The 15,731-nt window shown below is 68.4% G+C and carries 17 protein-coding genes; 3 read left to right on the top strand and 14 right to left on the bottom strand.

What is annotated here, in order from left to right:
* Nucleotides 1–146: 146 nt before the first annotated feature.
* From ACSHXC_RS42480 to ACSHXC_RS42455, 6 genes are all read right to left on the bottom strand, one after another.
* On the bottom strand, nt 147–578 hold the full coding sequence (locus tag ACSHXC_RS42480; protein WP_438296357.1) for a hypothetical protein: 432 nt from the start codon (nt 576–578) through the stop codon (nt 147–149).
* 237 nt (nt 579–815) lie between these two features.
* Nucleotides 816–1,502: a helix-turn-helix domain-containing protein gene (locus ACSHXC_RS42475; RefSeq protein WP_438289506.1), complete on the bottom strand. Its 687-nt coding sequence runs from the start codon at nt 1,500–1,502 to the stop codon at nt 816–818.
* A 1-nt stretch (nt 1,503) separates the two neighbouring features.
* Nucleotides 1,504–1,842 (bottom strand): hypothetical protein, encoded by a 339-nt coding sequence (locus tag ACSHXC_RS42470; protein WP_438289507.1) that lies wholly within the window; start codon nt 1,840–1,842, stop codon nt 1,504–1,506.
* A 981-nt stretch (nt 1,843–2,823) separates the two neighbouring features.
* Nucleotides 2,824–3,843 carry a hypothetical protein gene (locus ACSHXC_RS42465; RefSeq protein WP_438289508.1) on the bottom strand — a complete coding sequence of 340 codons (1,020 nt, stop codon included), beginning with the start codon at nt 3,841–3,843 and terminating at the stop codon, nt 2,824–2,826.
* A complete protein-coding gene (locus ACSHXC_RS42460) occupies nt 3,840–4,625 on the bottom strand; it encodes an AAA family ATPase (protein WP_438289509.1) in 786 nt (261 codons plus the stop codon). Before ACSHXC_RS42460 ends, ACSHXC_RS42465 begins: the two co-directional genes overlap by 4 nt.
* On the bottom strand, nt 4,622–6,370 hold the full coding sequence (locus ACSHXC_RS42455) for a transposase (protein ID WP_438289510.1): 1,749 nt from the start codon (nt 6,368–6,370) through the stop codon (nt 4,622–4,624). The genes ACSHXC_RS42460 and ACSHXC_RS42455 overlap by 4 nt, the downstream gene beginning before the upstream one ends.
* A 323-nt stretch (nt 6,371–6,693) precedes the next feature.
* Here ACSHXC_RS42455 and ACSHXC_RS42450 point away from each other — a divergent pair, with 323 nt between their 5' ends.
* Nucleotides 6,694–7,812 (top strand): pentapeptide repeat-containing protein, encoded by a 1,119-nt coding sequence (locus tag ACSHXC_RS42450; RefSeq protein ID WP_438289511.1) that lies wholly within the window; start codon nt 6,694–6,696, stop codon nt 7,810–7,812.
* Nucleotides 7,813–8,234: 422 nt separating this feature from the next.
* Here the strand turns inward: ACSHXC_RS42450 and ACSHXC_RS42445 are convergent, their stop codons facing one another.
* The 4 genes from ACSHXC_RS42445 to ACSHXC_RS42430 form a co-directional block, all read right to left on the bottom strand.
* A complete protein-coding gene (locus ACSHXC_RS42445; RefSeq protein WP_438296355.1) occupies nt 8,235–9,002 on the bottom strand; it encodes an AAA family ATPase in 768 nt (255 codons plus the stop codon).
* Entirely contained in the window at nt 8,999–10,765 is a 1,767-nt protein-coding gene (locus ACSHXC_RS42440; RefSeq protein ID WP_438296354.1) for a transposase, read from the bottom strand. Before ACSHXC_RS42440 ends, ACSHXC_RS42445 begins: the two co-directional genes overlap by 4 nt.
* Before the next feature lie 51 nt (nt 10,766–10,816).
* Complete coding sequence (locus tag ACSHXC_RS42435; RefSeq protein ID WP_438296352.1) at nt 10,817–12,094, bottom strand: AAA family ATPase; 1,278 nt, start codon at nt 12,092–12,094, stop codon at nt 10,817–10,819.
* Nucleotides 12,095–12,503: 409 nt separating this feature from the next.
* Nucleotides 12,504–12,716, bottom strand: coding sequence for a DUF6207 family protein (locus ACSHXC_RS42430; protein ID WP_438297636.1), 213 nt, complete (start codon nt 12,714–12,716; stop codon nt 12,504–12,506).
* Between ACSHXC_RS42430 and ACSHXC_RS42425 the strand changes: the two genes are divergently transcribed.
* On the top strand, nt 12,693–13,163 hold the full coding sequence (locus ACSHXC_RS42425; protein WP_438297634.1) for a helicase associated domain-containing protein: 471 nt from the start codon (nt 12,693–12,695) through the stop codon (nt 13,161–13,163). The genes ACSHXC_RS42430 and ACSHXC_RS42425 overlap by 24 nt on opposite strands.
* 182 nt (nt 13,164–13,345) lie before the next feature.
* Here the strand turns inward: ACSHXC_RS42425 and ACSHXC_RS42420 are convergent, their stop codons facing one another.
* Nucleotides 13,346–13,513, bottom strand: coding sequence for a hypothetical protein (locus ACSHXC_RS42420; protein ID WP_438297633.1), 168 nt, complete (start codon nt 13,511–13,513; stop codon nt 13,346–13,348).
* Nucleotides 13,514–13,966: 453 nt separating this feature from the next.
* Between ACSHXC_RS42420 and ACSHXC_RS42415 the strand changes: the two genes are divergently transcribed.
* Nucleotides 13,967–14,143 carry a hypothetical protein gene (locus ACSHXC_RS42415; protein ID WP_438297631.1) on the top strand — a complete coding sequence of 59 codons (177 nt, stop codon included), beginning with the start codon at nt 13,967–13,969 and terminating at the stop codon, nt 14,141–14,143.
* A gap of 210 nt (nt 14,144–14,353) precedes the next feature.
* Here the strand turns inward: ACSHXC_RS42415 and ACSHXC_RS42410 are convergent, their stop codons facing one another.
* The 3 genes from ACSHXC_RS42410 to ACSHXC_RS42400 all read right to left on the bottom strand — a co-directional run bounded on the left by ACSHXC_RS42410 (nt 14,354) and on the right by ACSHXC_RS42400 (nt 15,715).
* Nucleotides 14,354–14,650: a hypothetical protein gene (locus ACSHXC_RS42410; RefSeq protein ID WP_438297630.1), complete on the bottom strand. Its 297-nt coding sequence runs from the start codon at nt 14,648–14,650 to the stop codon at nt 14,354–14,356.
* Nucleotides 14,647–14,844 (bottom strand): toxin-antitoxin system HicB family antitoxin, encoded by a 198-nt coding sequence (locus ACSHXC_RS42405; RefSeq protein WP_438297629.1) that lies wholly within the window; start codon nt 14,842–14,844, stop codon nt 14,647–14,649. Before ACSHXC_RS42405 ends, ACSHXC_RS42410 begins: the two co-directional genes overlap by 4 nt.
* Nucleotides 14,845–14,971: 127 nt before the next feature.
* A complete protein-coding gene (locus tag ACSHXC_RS42400; RefSeq protein ID WP_438297628.1) occupies nt 14,972–15,715 on the bottom strand; it encodes a hypothetical protein in 744 nt (247 codons plus the stop codon).
* Nucleotides 15,716–15,731: the final 16 nt, after the last annotated feature.

Here is a 15,731-nt window from a genome sequence, read left to right as displayed (position 1 = left end):
CGCAGTCCTGCGCTTCGCTTAGGACTTGGCCTCGCTCTGCTCGGCCTGGCGGACTCGCTGCGCTCCCCCGCTGGCTTTCCGGCTCCGCCTCCAAGCCCAAGGCCCGCTCCGCGGGCCCAGCTGGCTACAAAGAGAGGGGCTCGGGGTCAGGCTTGTTCTCGTTTGCCTGGCGGAGCCCACGGCTTCACAAGAGGCGGCGGGCCCTCCAAGGCACCACGAACCTTGTCCTTCAGGTTTTTCGGTGGTGCCTCCTTCTCTGCCTGCGCATGCATGAGCCGGGCCGTGGTCACCCGGAAGTGGCACTCACGATGACGCTGCCTCACCAGCACCACCCACGTACCGTCCTGAGCAAGGAACACATGCCGGCCCGGCTCATCCCCCGGCCGCGCATGCCGGGCCAGAACACGTGGCGTGTAATGCAGCGCCGCGTCCTCAGCCGCCACAACCGCCTCCGCCTCATCCCGACCGATCCGGTGAGCACCCACCAGCATCCACCGATGCAACTTCAGATCCACACCGTCAGGACGCTCAGATATCCGGGTGTCCTCCTCAATGAGGACATACCACTCGTCAGTCATGGCCGACATCCACCTTCTTCCCGGAACTCACGCGCCCACTCTTCCTGTATCAGCATGCAGGCAACAGACACGGCCCCCTAATTCGAACCTTACACCGCAGAAGATGCAGCATGTATAGTCACGAAAAACAGGCAAGGTAGAGAAACACATTCAACTGTCCCCTGTCGCAGATCGGTGCTTTCTGAGACTTGTGGCCCTGAGCCTCTGGGATTCAGGGCCACAAAATCCTCTGGCTGACTACGCAACAGATTTCAGCTCTGACGGTTGGGTTGAGATTCGAGTCCAATACTCGGCTTCAATCCGCCACTCGTAACTCTTGGGGTCGTTATCACGAGTGAGGGCTTCGGCTCCAGCTTTGACCCATAGCTCCAGGTCGTCGTCCGCGACTTCGCAGGCCTTGAGGAACGCGATGGCTTGGCGGGGAGTGACCGGCAGGGTGCGGCCGTTGATGATGCGGCGGGCCGTGTTCTTCGGCAGCTCACCAGGTCCTGCCTCGCGCTCCATCTCTCCCGGCGTGGGGCAGCCGGCCCACACGTGCTGATCGCGGAGGGTCTGAAGAAGATGTCCCTTCCCGCCGATCAGAGTGGGATCGGGCGCCTTGTGCAGGTAGTAGGGGGCTCGTACCGCGCGGCGCGCGAGGATCAGCAGTTTCCGGCTGTGGCGCAGAGCGGTGTCGAGCGTGTCTGTGAAGTCTTCGTTCGTGGCGATGGTGACGAAGGCCTCGACGGTGCTCCAGGAGGGGAGAATCGTGCCGGAGGCCGCGCGTTCGAAGGTGGCCTTCGAGAACTTGCTTTCCTCGGAGTCGGCCATCTGCTGGTAGGTCAGTCCGGCTTCGGTCTTGCGGGCGCGCAGGAAGCTCGCGAGCTTCGCGCGTGCGGGGACGGTTTGATCGACGGGCTTTTCGGGCCTCCCTGCGGCGGACACGTCAGTTCTCCGCACTGGCGCGGTAGGCCTGCGCGAGGCGGTCGAGGCGACGGCGGGCGCGGCCTCCGCCGGTGACCACCAGGAGCACGATCATGGCGCCGATGCCTCCCGCCCCCGCGAGGAGCTCCAGGGCGTTCGCGACGTTCATTCCCACCTGGGTGAGGACGGCCGCGGTGACGATGCACGCGATGATGACCAGGGCGTGTGGCATCCCGAAGCGGGCGTGCGCAGGCATGTCGGGCGTGGAGGGCGCCTCAGCGGCGCTCCTGGTGATGGCGTTGATGCTGGACGCGGGTGTGGTGGCCACAGCGATTGCTGCGGCAGCGGGCATGTCGCCCATGTAGCGCTCCCTCTTCACCGTCCGGCGATCTTGAGATCGCCGGACGGTACTACTCGGCTCCAACCTTCGGTCCACCCGTTGTGTTCAAGGGAGTTGGCGCTCCACGCAAAGAGGGGACCCTGTTCCGAACAGAGTGGCAGCCCGTAAGCCATAGACGACACTCCAGCAAACCGTTGGCTCAGGACCGCCCCAACTCGTTCTCTCCGAACACCGGGTACACGTCGTCGTCGAGGGCTAAGACCGTCTGTCCCGATGTTGACCAACAAAGACGCAGGTCAGGGCCTCGTAGGAGGCTCTACCACGCGCCACTGACAGCGGCTCAGCACTGGAAAACCGCAGGTCAAGGCATCTTTTTGGGCTTCCAGGGGATGGTTGACGTAGTGATATTGCACCGACACTTACGTTCCGTAACCGCCGTCGCGCATGACTCCGACCTGCATTGATTCAGTATTGTGCCGGTTACCGAGAAATGATCTTGGAGATGGTGGTCCACCATAGTCATCACGGCACGCGGCCTGTAGCTCCCGCGGTAGCCGCCCTGATTGCTACTGGCTCCAACCGGCGCGCAGGGAAACCGAGCCAGGCGTTGGCGCGCCTGCTCAAGTGAAGCCGATCCCCGGCCCTTATGGCCAGGCATCGGCTTCGCTGCATCCTCGGTCAGGTTCGGGCCGTTCAGCGCGACGCCCTGGGCCGCCGCGCCACTCGAACCCCCGCCCCCTGTCCGCCCCGCAGACCACGCCCCCACCCTTCTTGATCATTGGGCGCAGAGAGTCGGGTAGAAGGGGATGCCTGACCTCCCCACCATGCCTCTCGATGGGATGGGGTCTCACCCAGTGCGCGCGGACAGGATCTTGAAACCGAGGTGTTCCTCCGGCGGTCAGGGCGTGGGGCTCTGGAGGCGGACGGCGAGCTCCGCGGGGAAGCCGGCCCCGCGCATGGGGGCGGTAGCCCTGATCACGCCGGTCAGGTCCTTGTGCGCACTCACGGCTGGATGAACCAGGGGTGAGGCGGGCGGAGTCGGCACTGTTCGGCGAACTCGGTCAGGGGTGTGGTGGCGAACGCCGGCGGGTGGAAGAGCCGCAGTCTCCCCGCGCCCGCGCGGGGCGCAGCGGCCAGGGCGAGGTGTGCTGTGGCGGTGATGAGGGGGCGGGCCCAGGGTGGAACGGTGTGGGTTGCGCAACGCCTTTGGTGGGTGACCCGGTTGGGGTCGTGGAGGGTGAGTTCGGAGCGGTCGGGGTCGTAGTCGTGGAGGCGGACGGTGGCGAGTTGGGACTCGGCGGCTGCGGTGAAGACGGCAGTGGCCAGTGCTCCGGCCAGGTAGGGGTGCGCGGTACGAGTTGCCAGCCGGTGGCTGATTTCCCTCAGTACGGCGGGAGTCAACGGTTTCAGGCGGGCGACGTGGGAGATCACGGCCGGCGGTGGATGACGGCAGGTGCAGTCGGGGAAGTAGCCGCCGTGGGGAAGGCGGTCCAGGGCCGGGAGAGTGATCCACCGGCCGGGCGTGCGGTAGCGGATCGGTGGGACGGGCGGAGCCGGCGGGTGGAGCAGACGTACCGTTTCCAGGTCGTCGATGAGGGCGTGCGGTACGTCGTCGAAGACTCGGGGAGCGGCGTATGGCTGTGGGCCGTGGAAGACGACCGTCAGCGGCACGGCGGTGGCCTCGCGCAGCCGGAGCAGGTACTTCCATGCCGGGAGCGGCAGGAGGTGGGCACGCAGGACGGTCAGGCGGGTGACGGGCAGTCCTGCGATCCAGGCGGCCGACACGGCCCAGGGCGGGGCTGCGCCCCAACGCTGTCTGTTCAGGGGGACGACAGGCTTGCCGAGGGCCTCGAGGATTTCGTAGGCCAGGTCGGTGGGGCTGGGCCTGGGGGGTGGCGGATGCACGGTGATGCGGCCCTGGGCGAGGTGGTGGGAGGCGAGCAGGGCTGCGGTGAAGGCCTGGTCGTCGCGGCGGTCCACGATCACGGTGACCGGTTCCGGGGTGCGGTCGAGGAGGATCACGGGGCGCGCCTGTGCTTGAGTTTGCTGTAGGCCCAGCGCAGGAGCTGTTCGTCGACCACCTTGTTGTCGGTGTCGCGCAGGCCCTGGAGCATGATGTGGGTGATCTTTGCCCAGGCCCGGAAGTTGCCGTGCGCCGCCTCGGTGTCCGCCATGGCGATCAGCTCGGCCGGAGCCGTGGCCCATAAGGGGTGGAACGCGGGGATCACCGACCGGACTTCCGCCAGGGACATCCGCGGGATTTCCTGCCAGACGTAAATCCTGGATTCCAGCATCGGCTCGCTCTGCAGGACCTCGAAACAGCCGTTTCCGCCGGTGAAGACAATGGCCATATCGGTGTCCACGTCATCCCAGAGGTAGCGCAGGTATTCGAAACAGTGCTTGGAAAGCCACTGGGCTTCGTCGCACACGACCACCCGGAACTCCTCTGCCAGCGCCCCGCGCAGCGTCCGGTCGAACTCGATCGGGCGCTGCGGCGGCCGGCCGGGCAGGCGCAGTGCGTAGAAGAGTTCATGGCGCAGGTCGCGGGTGGTGGGGCGGGCGCGGAACTGGATCCGGTAGGTCTGTTCGGGAGCGAGGTCGCGCAGGGAGGCGTTGACTGCCAGCGACTTGCCATGCCCGGTGTTGCCGTGGACACACATCATCGCTCTCGCCGTGATCGCGGCCCGGACGTTCTCCCGCACGGCGAGCAGTGCCTTGGTCGCTACGACCTGGGCGTCGGGCAGCCGCATGTAGTGGTCGTCGCGCACCGACGGCAGCAGGCCCCGGCGCACAGCCGCGCTCACCGCTCCCCCTGCGGGAGGTCAGGAGGAGGAGCGGGCGCTGCAACGGGTCCCCTGCCTTCGCCAGGCTCGGCAGGACCAGCGGAGTCGGCAGCCGTGGCCGTTGGTCGGCTGTGGGAGGGCCGGTTCACAGGGCGGGCCCAGGTATCAGGCGGCGCGCTCGGCGGAATCAGGTCCGGCAACGTCTTGGCAGTCAGGTCTGTCTCTGCCGCACGCGACAGCCGCTCGTGTGCCTCGGCCTCGGTCAGCGCGCCCAGCTGCTTCGGTACGACCGGCTCGGTGACCGCCTCGTAGCGCCGGTAACGCATGTGGTCCGCCGCCGCCAGCGCCTTCACCAGACGGCGCCGCTCCGCGTCCTTGGCCCGGCGCAGCGCCAGGCGCTGCTCATGGGTCGCGGCATCCGCCAGGAACGCCGGCCCCAGATGCGTGCCCGTAGCGGCGTCGAACACCTCGATCTCGTGGTCGTGGTGCGGAACGAACCGCACCCGCACCCGCAGGCGGCCCAGCCCGTGCATCCACTCCCCCACGTAATACCGGTTACGCCAGCGCACCCCGCTCGCGGTGAGCGTGCGCACCCGGCCGTCATCCTCCAGCGTGAACGCCCACAACAACCCCGCATCCACGTCCTCGACGGGCGTCGGATCGTCCTGCCACGCCTGAAGCGGCGTACGGCCGCCCAACGGCTGGGATATGTGAGCGGTGTTCCACTGATGCACCCAGTCCAGGAGCAACTCGACGAACACCGTGAACGGCAGCGCCTCACCCCCATCACGGTCCGCCCGCCGCGGCCTGGGCGTCGCACTCGGAGCGTGCCGGTAACGCGGCAGCGCAGCACAGAACATCCGCACCACACACCGGTTCAGGTTCTCCACCGTGCCCTTCAACTCCGGCCGGTACGGCGGGAGCCGCTGCACCGGCACGGCGAACGCGCCCAGGGCCGACCCGACCGTGTCCGACAGGAAATCCGCGCCCTGGTCGATCCTCACCAGTCCCGGCAGTCCCCCGATCGGCCCGTACGCCCCGCCCCGCGACAACGCGATCCGCAAGGCAGCCAGGATCGCGTCCCGCGACGGCTGATGCGGCGTCACCGCAGCCCCCGTGACCGCGTTCGTCGCGCAGTCGATGAACCACGTCACCCACGGACACACCAACACCCCGTCCAGGACCACCTCGACCGGCAGATGCTTGTGATCAGCCTCCCAACACGTATTCCGCCACTCCCGCGGCCGCCGCAGATGCACATCGTGCAGACGCCGCGCCCGCTCCCCGCCCACAAGAGCCGCACGCTGCCCCACACTCAGATCCCGCACCACCGCCCGCTGCAACGTCGCCAACGACGGCACCGGTACACACGGCGCGGAGCACGGTCCCACCCCCTTGCCCAGGCCTGCCTCTCCCCCATCACCGCCGTACGCGGCGCCATCTGGCGAGACCGCCCGGGACTCGGCCAGCAACTCCCGGTGGACCGCAGCCGCGTTCCCACCCCACAACGCCAACCGGGCATGCAACTCAGGCGTGATCGTGAAACGACCACGCCGTTTCCGCGCCACCCGGCCCTCGACACGCGCCACCTGCAGCCACCGCCACACCGTCCGCAGCGACACCCCCACACTCGTCGCGGCCAGACGGACATGCGCCGTCGTCAGCTCCCCACGCCCGTCCAGCGCCAGCAGACGCCCGACAGCCTGCTCACGCCCCAACGCAGGCGGCACCACACCACCACCCACCATGTCCGGCACCTGGGCCATGGACTATCACCACCTCGGGTCCACCCGCCCGGCAGCACCTCACCGTCAGAACCGGCAGGCCGACACCATCCATGACACCGCCAACCGCGCAAACCTCACACCGCAAACCGCATACAGCTGCCACCGATCTACGGGAGTGGTACAAGCCCAACTGGTGCGGCTGCGAGCCGATTCCGGCCTTCAACCTCTGCTCTCGCTCAGGTAGCCATGTTTCTCTGTCGGCTGTCGGCGGACAGCAAGCAACGTCAACACCAGAATCACGCCCCAGAACGCACGGCGGCGGCTAGGGTCATCGCTCTCGGCCCGACCTCCCCGGAGCTCTCATGCCCGATCCAGACCAGATTCCTTCGCTCCCAGACCACCAGCATTCATGGCGTCAATGGACCGTCATCGCCGTGACGATCGTGGTCGCCTTCGGCTTGGTCCTCACCGTGATGTGGCGCGCGCCGTGGTTCCTTGACCGGGTGGAACTCGGGCGGCTCCATGACCCAGGCCCGAAAGCCACCGTGGTATCCGGCTTCCGCACCGGCCTTGCCGCCCTCGCTGTCGCCTCAGCCGGAGCGATCGGCCTGATCTTCCAGCAGCGGAACCTAAAGATCACCCAGCAGACGCTGGAGCACAACCGACAGAAAGACCGACGGCAGTTGGAGCTCACGCTCGAAGCCCAGTTGACGGACTACTACATCAAGGCTGTCAGTCTCCTCGCTCACACAGACCGCACCGAGCGCCTGGGCGGAATCTACGCCCTGGAACGCATCATGCGGGACTCAGCCAAAGACCACGACACCGTAGTCCAGCTCCTCGCCGCTTACATACGCGAATACGCGAAAAGAGACCGCTCCCGTGCTCAGGTCATCGGCAGCAAACCAAACCCGCCCTCCGACGACATACGGGCCGCGCTGACTGTCCTCGGACGGCGCCCTGAACGTGCCGCAGAATCAGAAATCGACCTGAGCAACACCGACCTCCCCTGCGTCAATCTCCACCACGCCCGTCTGCCACGGACACTCTTCGTCGGATGCAACCTGGACGGCGCCGAGCTCACCGGTGCCAACCTCGCAGGCAGCAGCTTCTACAGAGCCTCGCTGCGCCACATCCAAGCCAACAACGTCAACCTGCGCGGAACTCAGCTCTCCGAAGCAGACATGCGGGACGCGGACGCACTGGGCGCCGACCTGCGCGACGCGCTGATGCACAAGGCAGACCTCCGAGGCGCACACCTGACGGCCGGGAACCTACACGGCGCCAGCCTCCACGAGGCACAGCTCGTCGACACCTCCACCGGAGGGAAAATCACCGTCGTCGACGTCGAACAACTCCTCACCGCCTCGGTCACCGACGACACCAAGCTCAGCAATGCCCACCGCCAGGCTGAAGGAATGGAAGCCCACATCAACAAGTGCACCAGGGCACGCATCATGGGCGAGTCGGGCCCAAACTGACCCACCCCTACCAGCTATCAACGCTCAGGAAACCGCATCCCGCTGTCACGGGAAACAACACGACACGTCACCACCAGAGCCACGCCGAACAGACACTCACTAGATCAACAAACCGAAACGAGCTGCTCAACCCCGGTGACAGAAAAACGCCCCCATCACCCCACCGCGACACCCACCAACAACTTCACAGCACTGTGTAGTGTCCCGAGCCGACTGGTCACCCCTGGCGGAGGCCGGATGGGCCGCAGTGCTTCCTTCGCAGAAAAGTTTCGGGGTATCCGTATCTCCGGTTCTGTCCCCTGAGAGTGCTCCGGGCTTCCTCAGCGCATGGGTCGGCTGAGGTTGCCCAGCTGATATTCCGTCAAGTAGCTGGAACAGCAGTCATGTTGGGCAGTGAATGGATGTCAGGAGGGGGCTGCTGGCTAACCGGTGGGGCCCAGCCGGCTGAAGGCCCACCGCAGTACTTCCTGGTCGACACGGGTACGGCCGGTGCGCTCGAGGGCGATATGAGTGTGGGCGGTCAGACGGGCCCAGTTACGGAAGTTGCCGTGCGCGGCGCGGCTGTCGGCGAAGGTGATGTTGTCGGGGTCGGCCTCGGCCCAGATGGGGTGGTAGAGCGGGATGACGTCCAGGACCTCCTCGGGTGTGAGACGGCTGATGCGCTGCCAGATGAAGATCCGGGAGGAGAGCATCGGTTCCTTGCGCAGGGCCTGGTAGCAGCCTTCTCCTCCCACGAAGACGATCGCGAGCTGGGTGTAGGGGTCATCCCAGATGTAGCGGACGTACTCCAGCTGGTCGCTGGAAAGCCACTGCGCCTCGTCCAGGACGAGGGTGCGCGGATGCGTGGCGAGTTCGTTCATGAGGACGTGGTCGAACTCGCTGGCGTAGCGCGGGGGCTGGCCCGGCAGCCCGAGGCTGGTGAACAGTTCGTGGCGCACCGCGCGGGTGGTAGCGCGGGCGTGGAAGGTGATGCGGTGGATGTCCTCGCCGGGTTCGAGTTCGCGCAGACAGCTGGTGACCGCCACCGTCTTGCCGAAGCCGGCGCCGCCATGGATACACATCATCGCGCGGGCATTGATCGTGTCGGCGAGGTTCTCCCGGGCGGTGAGCAGCGCCCGGGTGGTCACGAGACGGGCGTCGGGCAGGGCGACGTACTGGTCGGTGGGCGCGGGCGGCAGATGACGGGTCATGGGGTGTCCTCGTGAGCGGGGGTGGGCGGCGAGCCGGTGGGCCGGGTGCGGGCCTTCAGAGAGTCCGGGATGGGCCAGTCGGGGGGCGGGGGTGCGGGCGCGATCAGATCGGGCAGGGCCAGCTTGGCGAGGTCGCCTTCATCGTGGCGGGCCAGTTCCCGGGTGGCTTCGGCCGCGGTGACCGCGTTGAGACGCAGCGCGTCGGTGGGGGCCGTGGCGGGGGCGAAGCGTTCGTGGCGCAGCTGTTCGGCCGCCTTGGCGTCAGCCCGCAGGCGCCGAGCTCGCCGGGCGCGGGCGCGGCGCAGCGCGGCGAGTTGTTCGTCGGTGGCCCGGTCGGCGAGGTGCGCGGTACCCAGGCGGTGGCCGTGGGGTGTGCAGACTTCGATCTCGTGGGTGTGGTGCGGCATGAAGCGCACACTGACCTCGCGGCCGGCCTGCCCGGTCATCCAGCCGGCGATGTAGTCGCGGTTGCGGAAGCGGACGCCGTGGCTGGTGATCGTGCGGGTGCGGCCGTCGTCCTCGAGGGTGAAGGACCACACGTCGGCTGCGGGGACGTCGTTGAGCGGGGTCGGATCGGCCTGCCACGCTTCGAGCGGGGTGGCGCCGTGCAGGCCGTCGGGGCGGTGCTCGGTGTTCCACCAGCACACCCAGGCCAGCAGCTCCTCGGTGAAGGCCTGGAACGTCATCGCCGGCACCGGGGCGGGCGGTTGGACGGGGCGGCGGCGGGGCTTGTGCTCCTTGGGGGTGTAGCCGGGCAGGGCGGCGAACAGCATCCGGCCCACGCAGCGGTTGAGGTTCTCGATGCCGCCCTTCAAGTGCGGGCTGTAGGGCGGCAGCACGGTGATGTCCGAGTCCAGCGCGGTCAGCGCGGTGGACACCGTGCGCGACAGGAAGTCCCTGCCCCGGTCGAACCGCACATGGGCGGGCAGCCCGCCGAACGGCCCGTACGGCTCGGTACGCACGACCGCGGAGCGCAGCGCGGCCAGGACCGAGGCGCGGGTCGGGCAGCCGGGCGTGACCGCGACGCCCGTGACGGCTTTCGTCGCGCAGTCGATGAACCAGGTGACGTACGGGTCGACGAGGTCACCGTCGGCCTCCACCCGGAGCGGGGCCTGGACGTGATCGGCCTCCCACACCTGGTTGCGCCAGGTCCGGGGACGCTTGGCGAACACGTCCAGGGCACGGGCGGCCTCAGGGCCGTTGCGGTATCCGGCCCGCTCCCCCGCCGTCAGGTCCCGGCGCACCGCCCGCAGGAACGTTGCCAGCGATGGGACCGGATCCAGCAGCGGCACAGCGGTGGGCGGGGCACCGCCCGGGAGCGCGCTGCGGGGCGAGTGGGGTGGGGGCGTGGCCGGGCGTGGGTCGGAGGCGTATGCGTCTGGTGAGGGTGCGGGTGGCGCGGCGGGGGTCTGGCGGGCGCGGGTGAGGAGTTCGCGGTGGACCGCGGAGGCGTTGCCGTGCCAGTACGCCAGCAGCACCCGCAGCTCGGGGGTGATCTCGAAACGGGTGACGCGGCGGGCGCCCGGGGAAGCAACCGTGGTGGGGGTGGTGGCGTCGGCCAGCCACCGCCACACGGTGCGCTCCGAGACGTTGAAGCACCGGGCAGTCGCGGCCACATGGCCGCGACTGAGCCTGCCCTGGGCGCGCAGTTGGAGAAGCTGTCGCACGGCCGGGGTGCGCAGGGCGGTCAGCGACACCGCGTCCAAGGCGGGTTCGGAAGGAATCGGTGATGGTGGCGGGTTGTCCGGGGTGGACGTGTTCATCTGGGCCCTTCTGTCCCGCTCGTAGGGGGCTGGCATTCGGTGGTGAGCCGGTCAGGGGCGGGGGCCGAGGCGGGCACAGGCCCAGGTCAGCAGTGCACGGTCCAAAGCGGCGGCGGAGCGGCGGTTCACGGCCGCGTAGACGTGGGAGGTGATCTTGGCCCAGGTGCGGAAGTTCCCGCGGGCGCACGTCTCGTCCGCGTGCAGTAGATCGGCATCCTCGGCGGCGTCCCACAGCGGGTGGAACAGGCGCAGCACGCCCGGGGCTTGGGAAGCCGTGAGGCGTGGCATGTGCTGCCAGGTGAGGATGCGGGAAGCCAGCGCGGGAGCACGGGCCAGGGTGCGCTCGGCGCCGGCCCCGCACAGCACCAAAGAGGTCTGGGTAGTGGGGGCGTCCACGAGCAGACGGAGGTAGTCCAGCTCGGGTGCGGCGATGCGCTGGACGTCGTCGATCACCAGCACGCCCGGGGCCTGGAATGCCTCCAGCAGGGTGCGGTCGGCGGCATCCGTGCGGTTCGTCAACGCGGTGGCGGGCAAGCCGAAGGCGGTGAGCAGCGCGGCCCGCAACTGCGGCAGGGCCGGTTTCACCGCCACCAGCGCATGGTGCACCGGGACACGGCGCGGCAGCTGGCGCAGGGCCTGGTCCAGGGCGACGGTCTTGCCGTGCCCCGTGTCTCCGTACACGCACAGCACACCCCGGGCGGCGACGGTATGAGCGAGAACTTCGGTGACCTCGCCGAGTTGGAGGGTGGAGACCATACGTGCGCCCGGGGCGTAGAGCCGTACCCCGTAGCCGAACGAGGACGGGCCTGGCTGTTCCCGAGTGCTGTCACCCCCGCCGGGCTCGGTAGCGGGCGGGGCAGGCCGGCCTAACTCGTCGACGGTGCCCGGCAGGGCGAGCTCGGCCAGGGCACGGTCGTAACGCTCGGGGGTACGGCGGGCATGAGCGGGGCGGGAGATCGCCAGGGTACGGCCGGCCTGCTTCTCGCGGCGGATCGCGTCATGCAGCGTCGTCAGCGCCGGAACCCGATTCGCGCCCGGCACGTCCCCTTCGGGGTTCGCGGCTTCGGCCTGTTCCTGCATCCAGCGGTGCAAAGCCTTGACGTTCCCGCCCAGGTCCGACAGCCGGGCCCACAACTCGTCCGTGACCGTGTACGCCACACGTCGGCGTGATCCTTCTACCCGCCCCGTGTCCTGTGCTCGGGCCAGCCAGTTCCACACCGTCCGCAGATGTACCCCGGCCGTGTCCGCAGCGATCCGCACATGGACCGTCTCCAGCATGCCCGCTTCACGAAGAGTCAGCAGACGCCGCACCACCACCTGGCGGATCAACGCCCGATCCTGCACGGGCGAGCCCAGCCCTGGGGAAGCAGATCGCGATTCCGCCTCCTCCCCCGAGGTCGGGGCGGAGGCAGCAAGTGGCGAGGACCGTGCAGTCATACCCACCAGCACACCGGGACGCTGGCACCGGGTGCACAGGAATGGGCATCCCCACGTCAGCCGCCCATCAGGTGTGCTACGCCCAACTCGCAGGCCATGACAGCCATTTCCTCACGGCATGACAGCCACAGCGCCCTGCCACGGCACCCGAAAAGAGCAGGCCAACAACCCTTTCACCGAAGCCCGGCCCGCTGACACCCAACCCGCTGACACCACACCGCACAATCACATGCCAGGTGGCATGGGCAAGCCCCCAGAGAGGAGGCTTGCCCATGCTTCCTGCCAGCGGCTTAGGATCCCGCTACGCCTGAGTGCCGGGGCGCCGGAGGTCCGCGTACACGCGGGCCTTTACCCCCAGCGCCCCGGGCTCACGCCGGACGGTGTCAGCGCCGGAAGTCGCCCACCACCGCTCCAGCTCGGACTGGACAGCGAAGGCGGTCGCCTCGTCCGCGGCGGTGATATCCAAGACGACCAGGCCCGGTTCGGACACATGCGAGTTGTCGATCGGCTCCATGCACAGGTGACGCCAACCCGCCGGGAGACGGTTCGCCGACGGTGGGCAAAACACCCCTTCGAGCGACCGCGAGCCCGCCCACAAGAGGGTCCGCCCCACTCCCTGCAGGCCAACCAGTGTTCCGCTGGAGGGTCTCGTCGCGCGGGTCTGCCAGATACACCGACCGTCGCTGCGGACACGCAGGGCCCCGTCGGCCGACGGGGCGAAGGGGCAGGGACAGCGCGGGTCGCGGAAACGTTCACCCGGGGCCTGAAGGCGCTTGCCCAGTACGTCGAGCATGAGCAGCGGACCCTCATTGCGCGCCAGCACACTGAGCGGATCACCGTCGACGGCCACGAACATGAGGTACGGCTCGGGGTGTGGGTCTCCAACCAGATGAACCGCCGCGACAAGCTCAACGAACAGCAGCTCGCCCAGCTCGCCGAACTCGGCATGGACTGGGTGTAGGCCGTCAGGGTGACCGCGGCCGCGGCCGGTCGTTGAACCAGCCAGTCAAGGGAAGTGGAAGTGGAAGTGCACCAGGGTCCCGGGGAATGGACGTCCCCGGGACCCTGGTACTGCCGCCACAGGGGGGGGTGTGGCTGCGCTGCTCAACGACCCGGACCGCACAGAGGTGCGGCAGGCCGCGCCTACTGCCGGGATAGCCGTCCGGTGCGCGCCGAGTAGGTGGCTCGCTCGACCGCGTGTTCCAGGGTCTCGCCTGGGCGAGGAAAGGCAGTCGCGGTTCGGATGACCTGACCGTAGGCGTCGACCACGTCGACCTCGACCCGTTCCACGTCCTCAGTTCCGTGATTCATCGAGCCTCCTGATTGATTAGCTGTGCGAGAACCCTCCGCACAGCCCGATGAAGGTCAGTGCACCCACTCGCCGACGATTGTCCATTCCTTCATCAGGTCATTCGCCCGATGCTTCCGGATCTCTGCTCTCATCTCCTCAATCGTGGCTGCCCTGCTGGTGAAAGGGCAGCCACCGCGTGCATGGCTCATGGGGAGAACGCACTCGGCAGGCGAACACACACGGACTTTGGGACGGCTGCTCGGCATGCCTCCACCCTCCCACAGCACTGCAGTAGGGATATCGCACAGCTGCTGAAATGCCGAGTGCCTGTTTTCTGAACCCGAGCCCTGGTGGGGGTACTACCGTCGACGGAGCAGTCGTCCATTCCTATGGGAGAGCCCGTGCACCGGATTGAGGCCCACCAGATCTACTCAACGTGTCGGGGCGGGGCGACCTCCCACTACCCCGAGCACGTGATCGTCAGCTCCTACGAGCCCGGGGCCCGAACCGTCGAGGTGACCGGCCACCGCGGGCCGAGCGGCGGACTCCGGTTCACGATTCCTGCGAGCTACTTCCATGCCACGTCCACCACGGCAGCCGGCAGGCGCCGGATCACCGGTTACTACCTGACAGGCACCCTGGATCGCTGAGCCGTCGCCGGAGACGTCGCCAGGATCCGCACCATGGGACTTCACCCTTCCAGCGTGACACCACCCGCCAGCCCCGCACAGCCCCCGCAGGACCGGCCTACCGATCGAAGCGAGGCGCGTTTCATAGTGCGTTCCATAGTGCGTTTCAGGTGCCGGGCGCGGCGCGCCTACCCTGCCCGCCAGCACAGCGGCTCGGGGCCTCCCGTGTGCCTACAGGTCGAGGACGGCGCGCAGCGCCTGGTCCACGCGGGTCATCGCCGCGGGGTCGACCTCGCCGAGGAGTTTCGCGCCGTCGAATCGGGTTGCCCGGAGCTGTTGGAGGTTGACGGCGACCGCGGTGCACGGGATCGGGTCACCGATCACGACCGACATGGCGGTGTCGGGGTATCGCCCGCTCGGGTGCAGCACGATCACGACCACCGCCCCGTAGGCCTCTTCCAGACCGGTCAGGGAGACGACCAGGACGTCACGGTGGTCGGGGAGTCTCCAGACCTCACCGCGCCTCACAGGCTGTCTCCCTCGCCCGCCAGCTCGTCGCCGAGGCCGAGCGCGGCGAGCTGGTGCGCGGCGTCGAGGGTGGCGGCGCGGCGCGCGGCACGCACCACATAGGCGTTCACGCTCAAGCCGGCGTCCGAGGCCGCCGCCTTGATCGAGGGTGCCAGATCGTCGGGGATCCGCAGAGTCATGGTGGTAACAGCCATGGTTGCAGGATAGCCACTGGTTCACGGTGGCATAAGACGGTTGCAGTACGGCAGGTGGATCCGGCGGAATGGCTTGCTGCAACAGGGAACGCCAAGGGCCGTTGACCGGCGGGGGACGGAGGTGCGCTCATCGTGTGTCCCGTGCCGCTTTAGGGGATTTCGGGGCGGGAATGGAGGGCGCGGGAGCGACCACGCGGGAGCTCACCTCCAGTGCGCGCCAGGCTTCGTCCCAGCGGTAGCGTTCGGTGGTGACCTGGGGGCGGCTGCCGGCAGGTTGGGCCGTGGGGCTGCGCAGGACGAGGTCGTGCCCCAGGAGGTCGACCTGGGTGCCCTTGTCGAGCATGGCGAAGAGGATCGAGTAGACGCGTCCGCCGTCCACCCAGTAGATGTGCAGCTCGGGGCCGATCTGCGTGGCGCTGTCGGTCGGGCGGATACGCGGGTCGGGGTCGACGAGCAGCAGCAGCTCGGGGCGGCCGTCTCTGGTCAGGTCCCGCAGTACAGGAGGGCGCAGCCCGCGCCCGGATCCGGGCGCGCATTGGAGGACGGCCTGCTTCAGCAGATCGTGCACGAGCGGGTCGTGGGCGATGACCTCCCGGGGGTCCAGGCGGTCCGCACCGGCGCCCGCGGGCACGGTGAGTCCCTCCAGCACCTCGGGGCTGAGCGGCTCCTCGGGCGGTACCTCGGCGGTCGGCGCGTCCGCCGCGACGGTCCAGACGGTCTCGGGCAGGAGCGGGGCATGAGCCTGCCCCGCGTCCACCACCCCGGTGGCCTGCCCGCAGCCGGACACCAGCCCCACCACGGCCAGCACACCGGCCACGGCCCGCCATCCACCACGCAGACAGCCGTCGAACGGCGCGGCGAGACCGCGCATGGGAACCCCCTCGTGT

Source organism: Streptomyces sp. HUAS TT7, assembly GCF_051550175.1.
GTDB lineage: Bacteria > Actinomycetota > Actinomycetes > Streptomycetales > Streptomycetaceae > Streptomyces.
This window is presented reverse-complemented; position numbering and strand designations above follow the sequence as displayed.

Excerpts from the sequence above, each read along its gene's own strand:
- ACSHXC_RS42470 (WP_438289507.1), bottom strand. The coding sequence starts at position 1,842 with ATGGGCGACATGCCCGCTGCCGCAGCAATCGCTGTGGCCACCACACCC.
- ACSHXC_RS42440 (WP_438296354.1), bottom strand. The coding sequence starts at position 10,765 with ATGAACACGTCCACCCCGGACAACCCGCCACCATCACCGATTCCTTCC.
- ACSHXC_RS42420 (WP_438297633.1), bottom strand. The coding sequence starts at position 13,513 with ATGAATCACGGAACTGAGGACGTGGAACGGGTCGAGGTCGACGTGGTC.
- ACSHXC_RS42445 (WP_438296355.1), bottom strand. The coding sequence starts at position 9,002 with ATGACCCGTCATCTGCCGCCCGCGCCCACCGACCAGTACGTCGCCCTG.
- ACSHXC_RS42455 (WP_438289510.1), bottom strand. The coding sequence starts at position 6,370 with ATGGCCCAGGTGCCGGACATGGTGGGTGGTGGTGTGGTGCCGCCTGCG.
- ACSHXC_RS42400 (WP_438297628.1), bottom strand. The coding sequence starts at position 15,715 with ATGCGCGGTCTCGCCGCGCCGTTCGACGGCTGTCTGCGTGGTGGATGG.
- ACSHXC_RS42430 (WP_438297636.1), bottom strand. The coding sequence starts at position 12,716 with ATGGAGCCGATCGACAACTCGCATGTGTCCGAACCGGGCCTGGTCGTC.
- ACSHXC_RS42450 (WP_438289511.1), top strand. The coding sequence starts at position 6,694 with ATGCCCGATCCAGACCAGATTCCTTCGCTCCCAGACCACCAGCATTCA.
- ACSHXC_RS42480 (WP_438296357.1), bottom strand. The coding sequence starts at position 578 with ATGACTGACGAGTGGTATGTCCTCATTGAGGAGGACACCCGGATATCT.
- ACSHXC_RS42405 (WP_438297629.1), bottom strand. The coding sequence starts at position 14,844 with ATGGCTGTTACCACCATGACTCTGCGGATCCCCGACGATCTGGCACCC.
- ACSHXC_RS42425 (WP_438297634.1), top strand. The coding sequence starts at position 12,693 with ATGCGAGTTGTCGATCGGCTCCATGCACAGGTGACGCCAACCCGCCGG.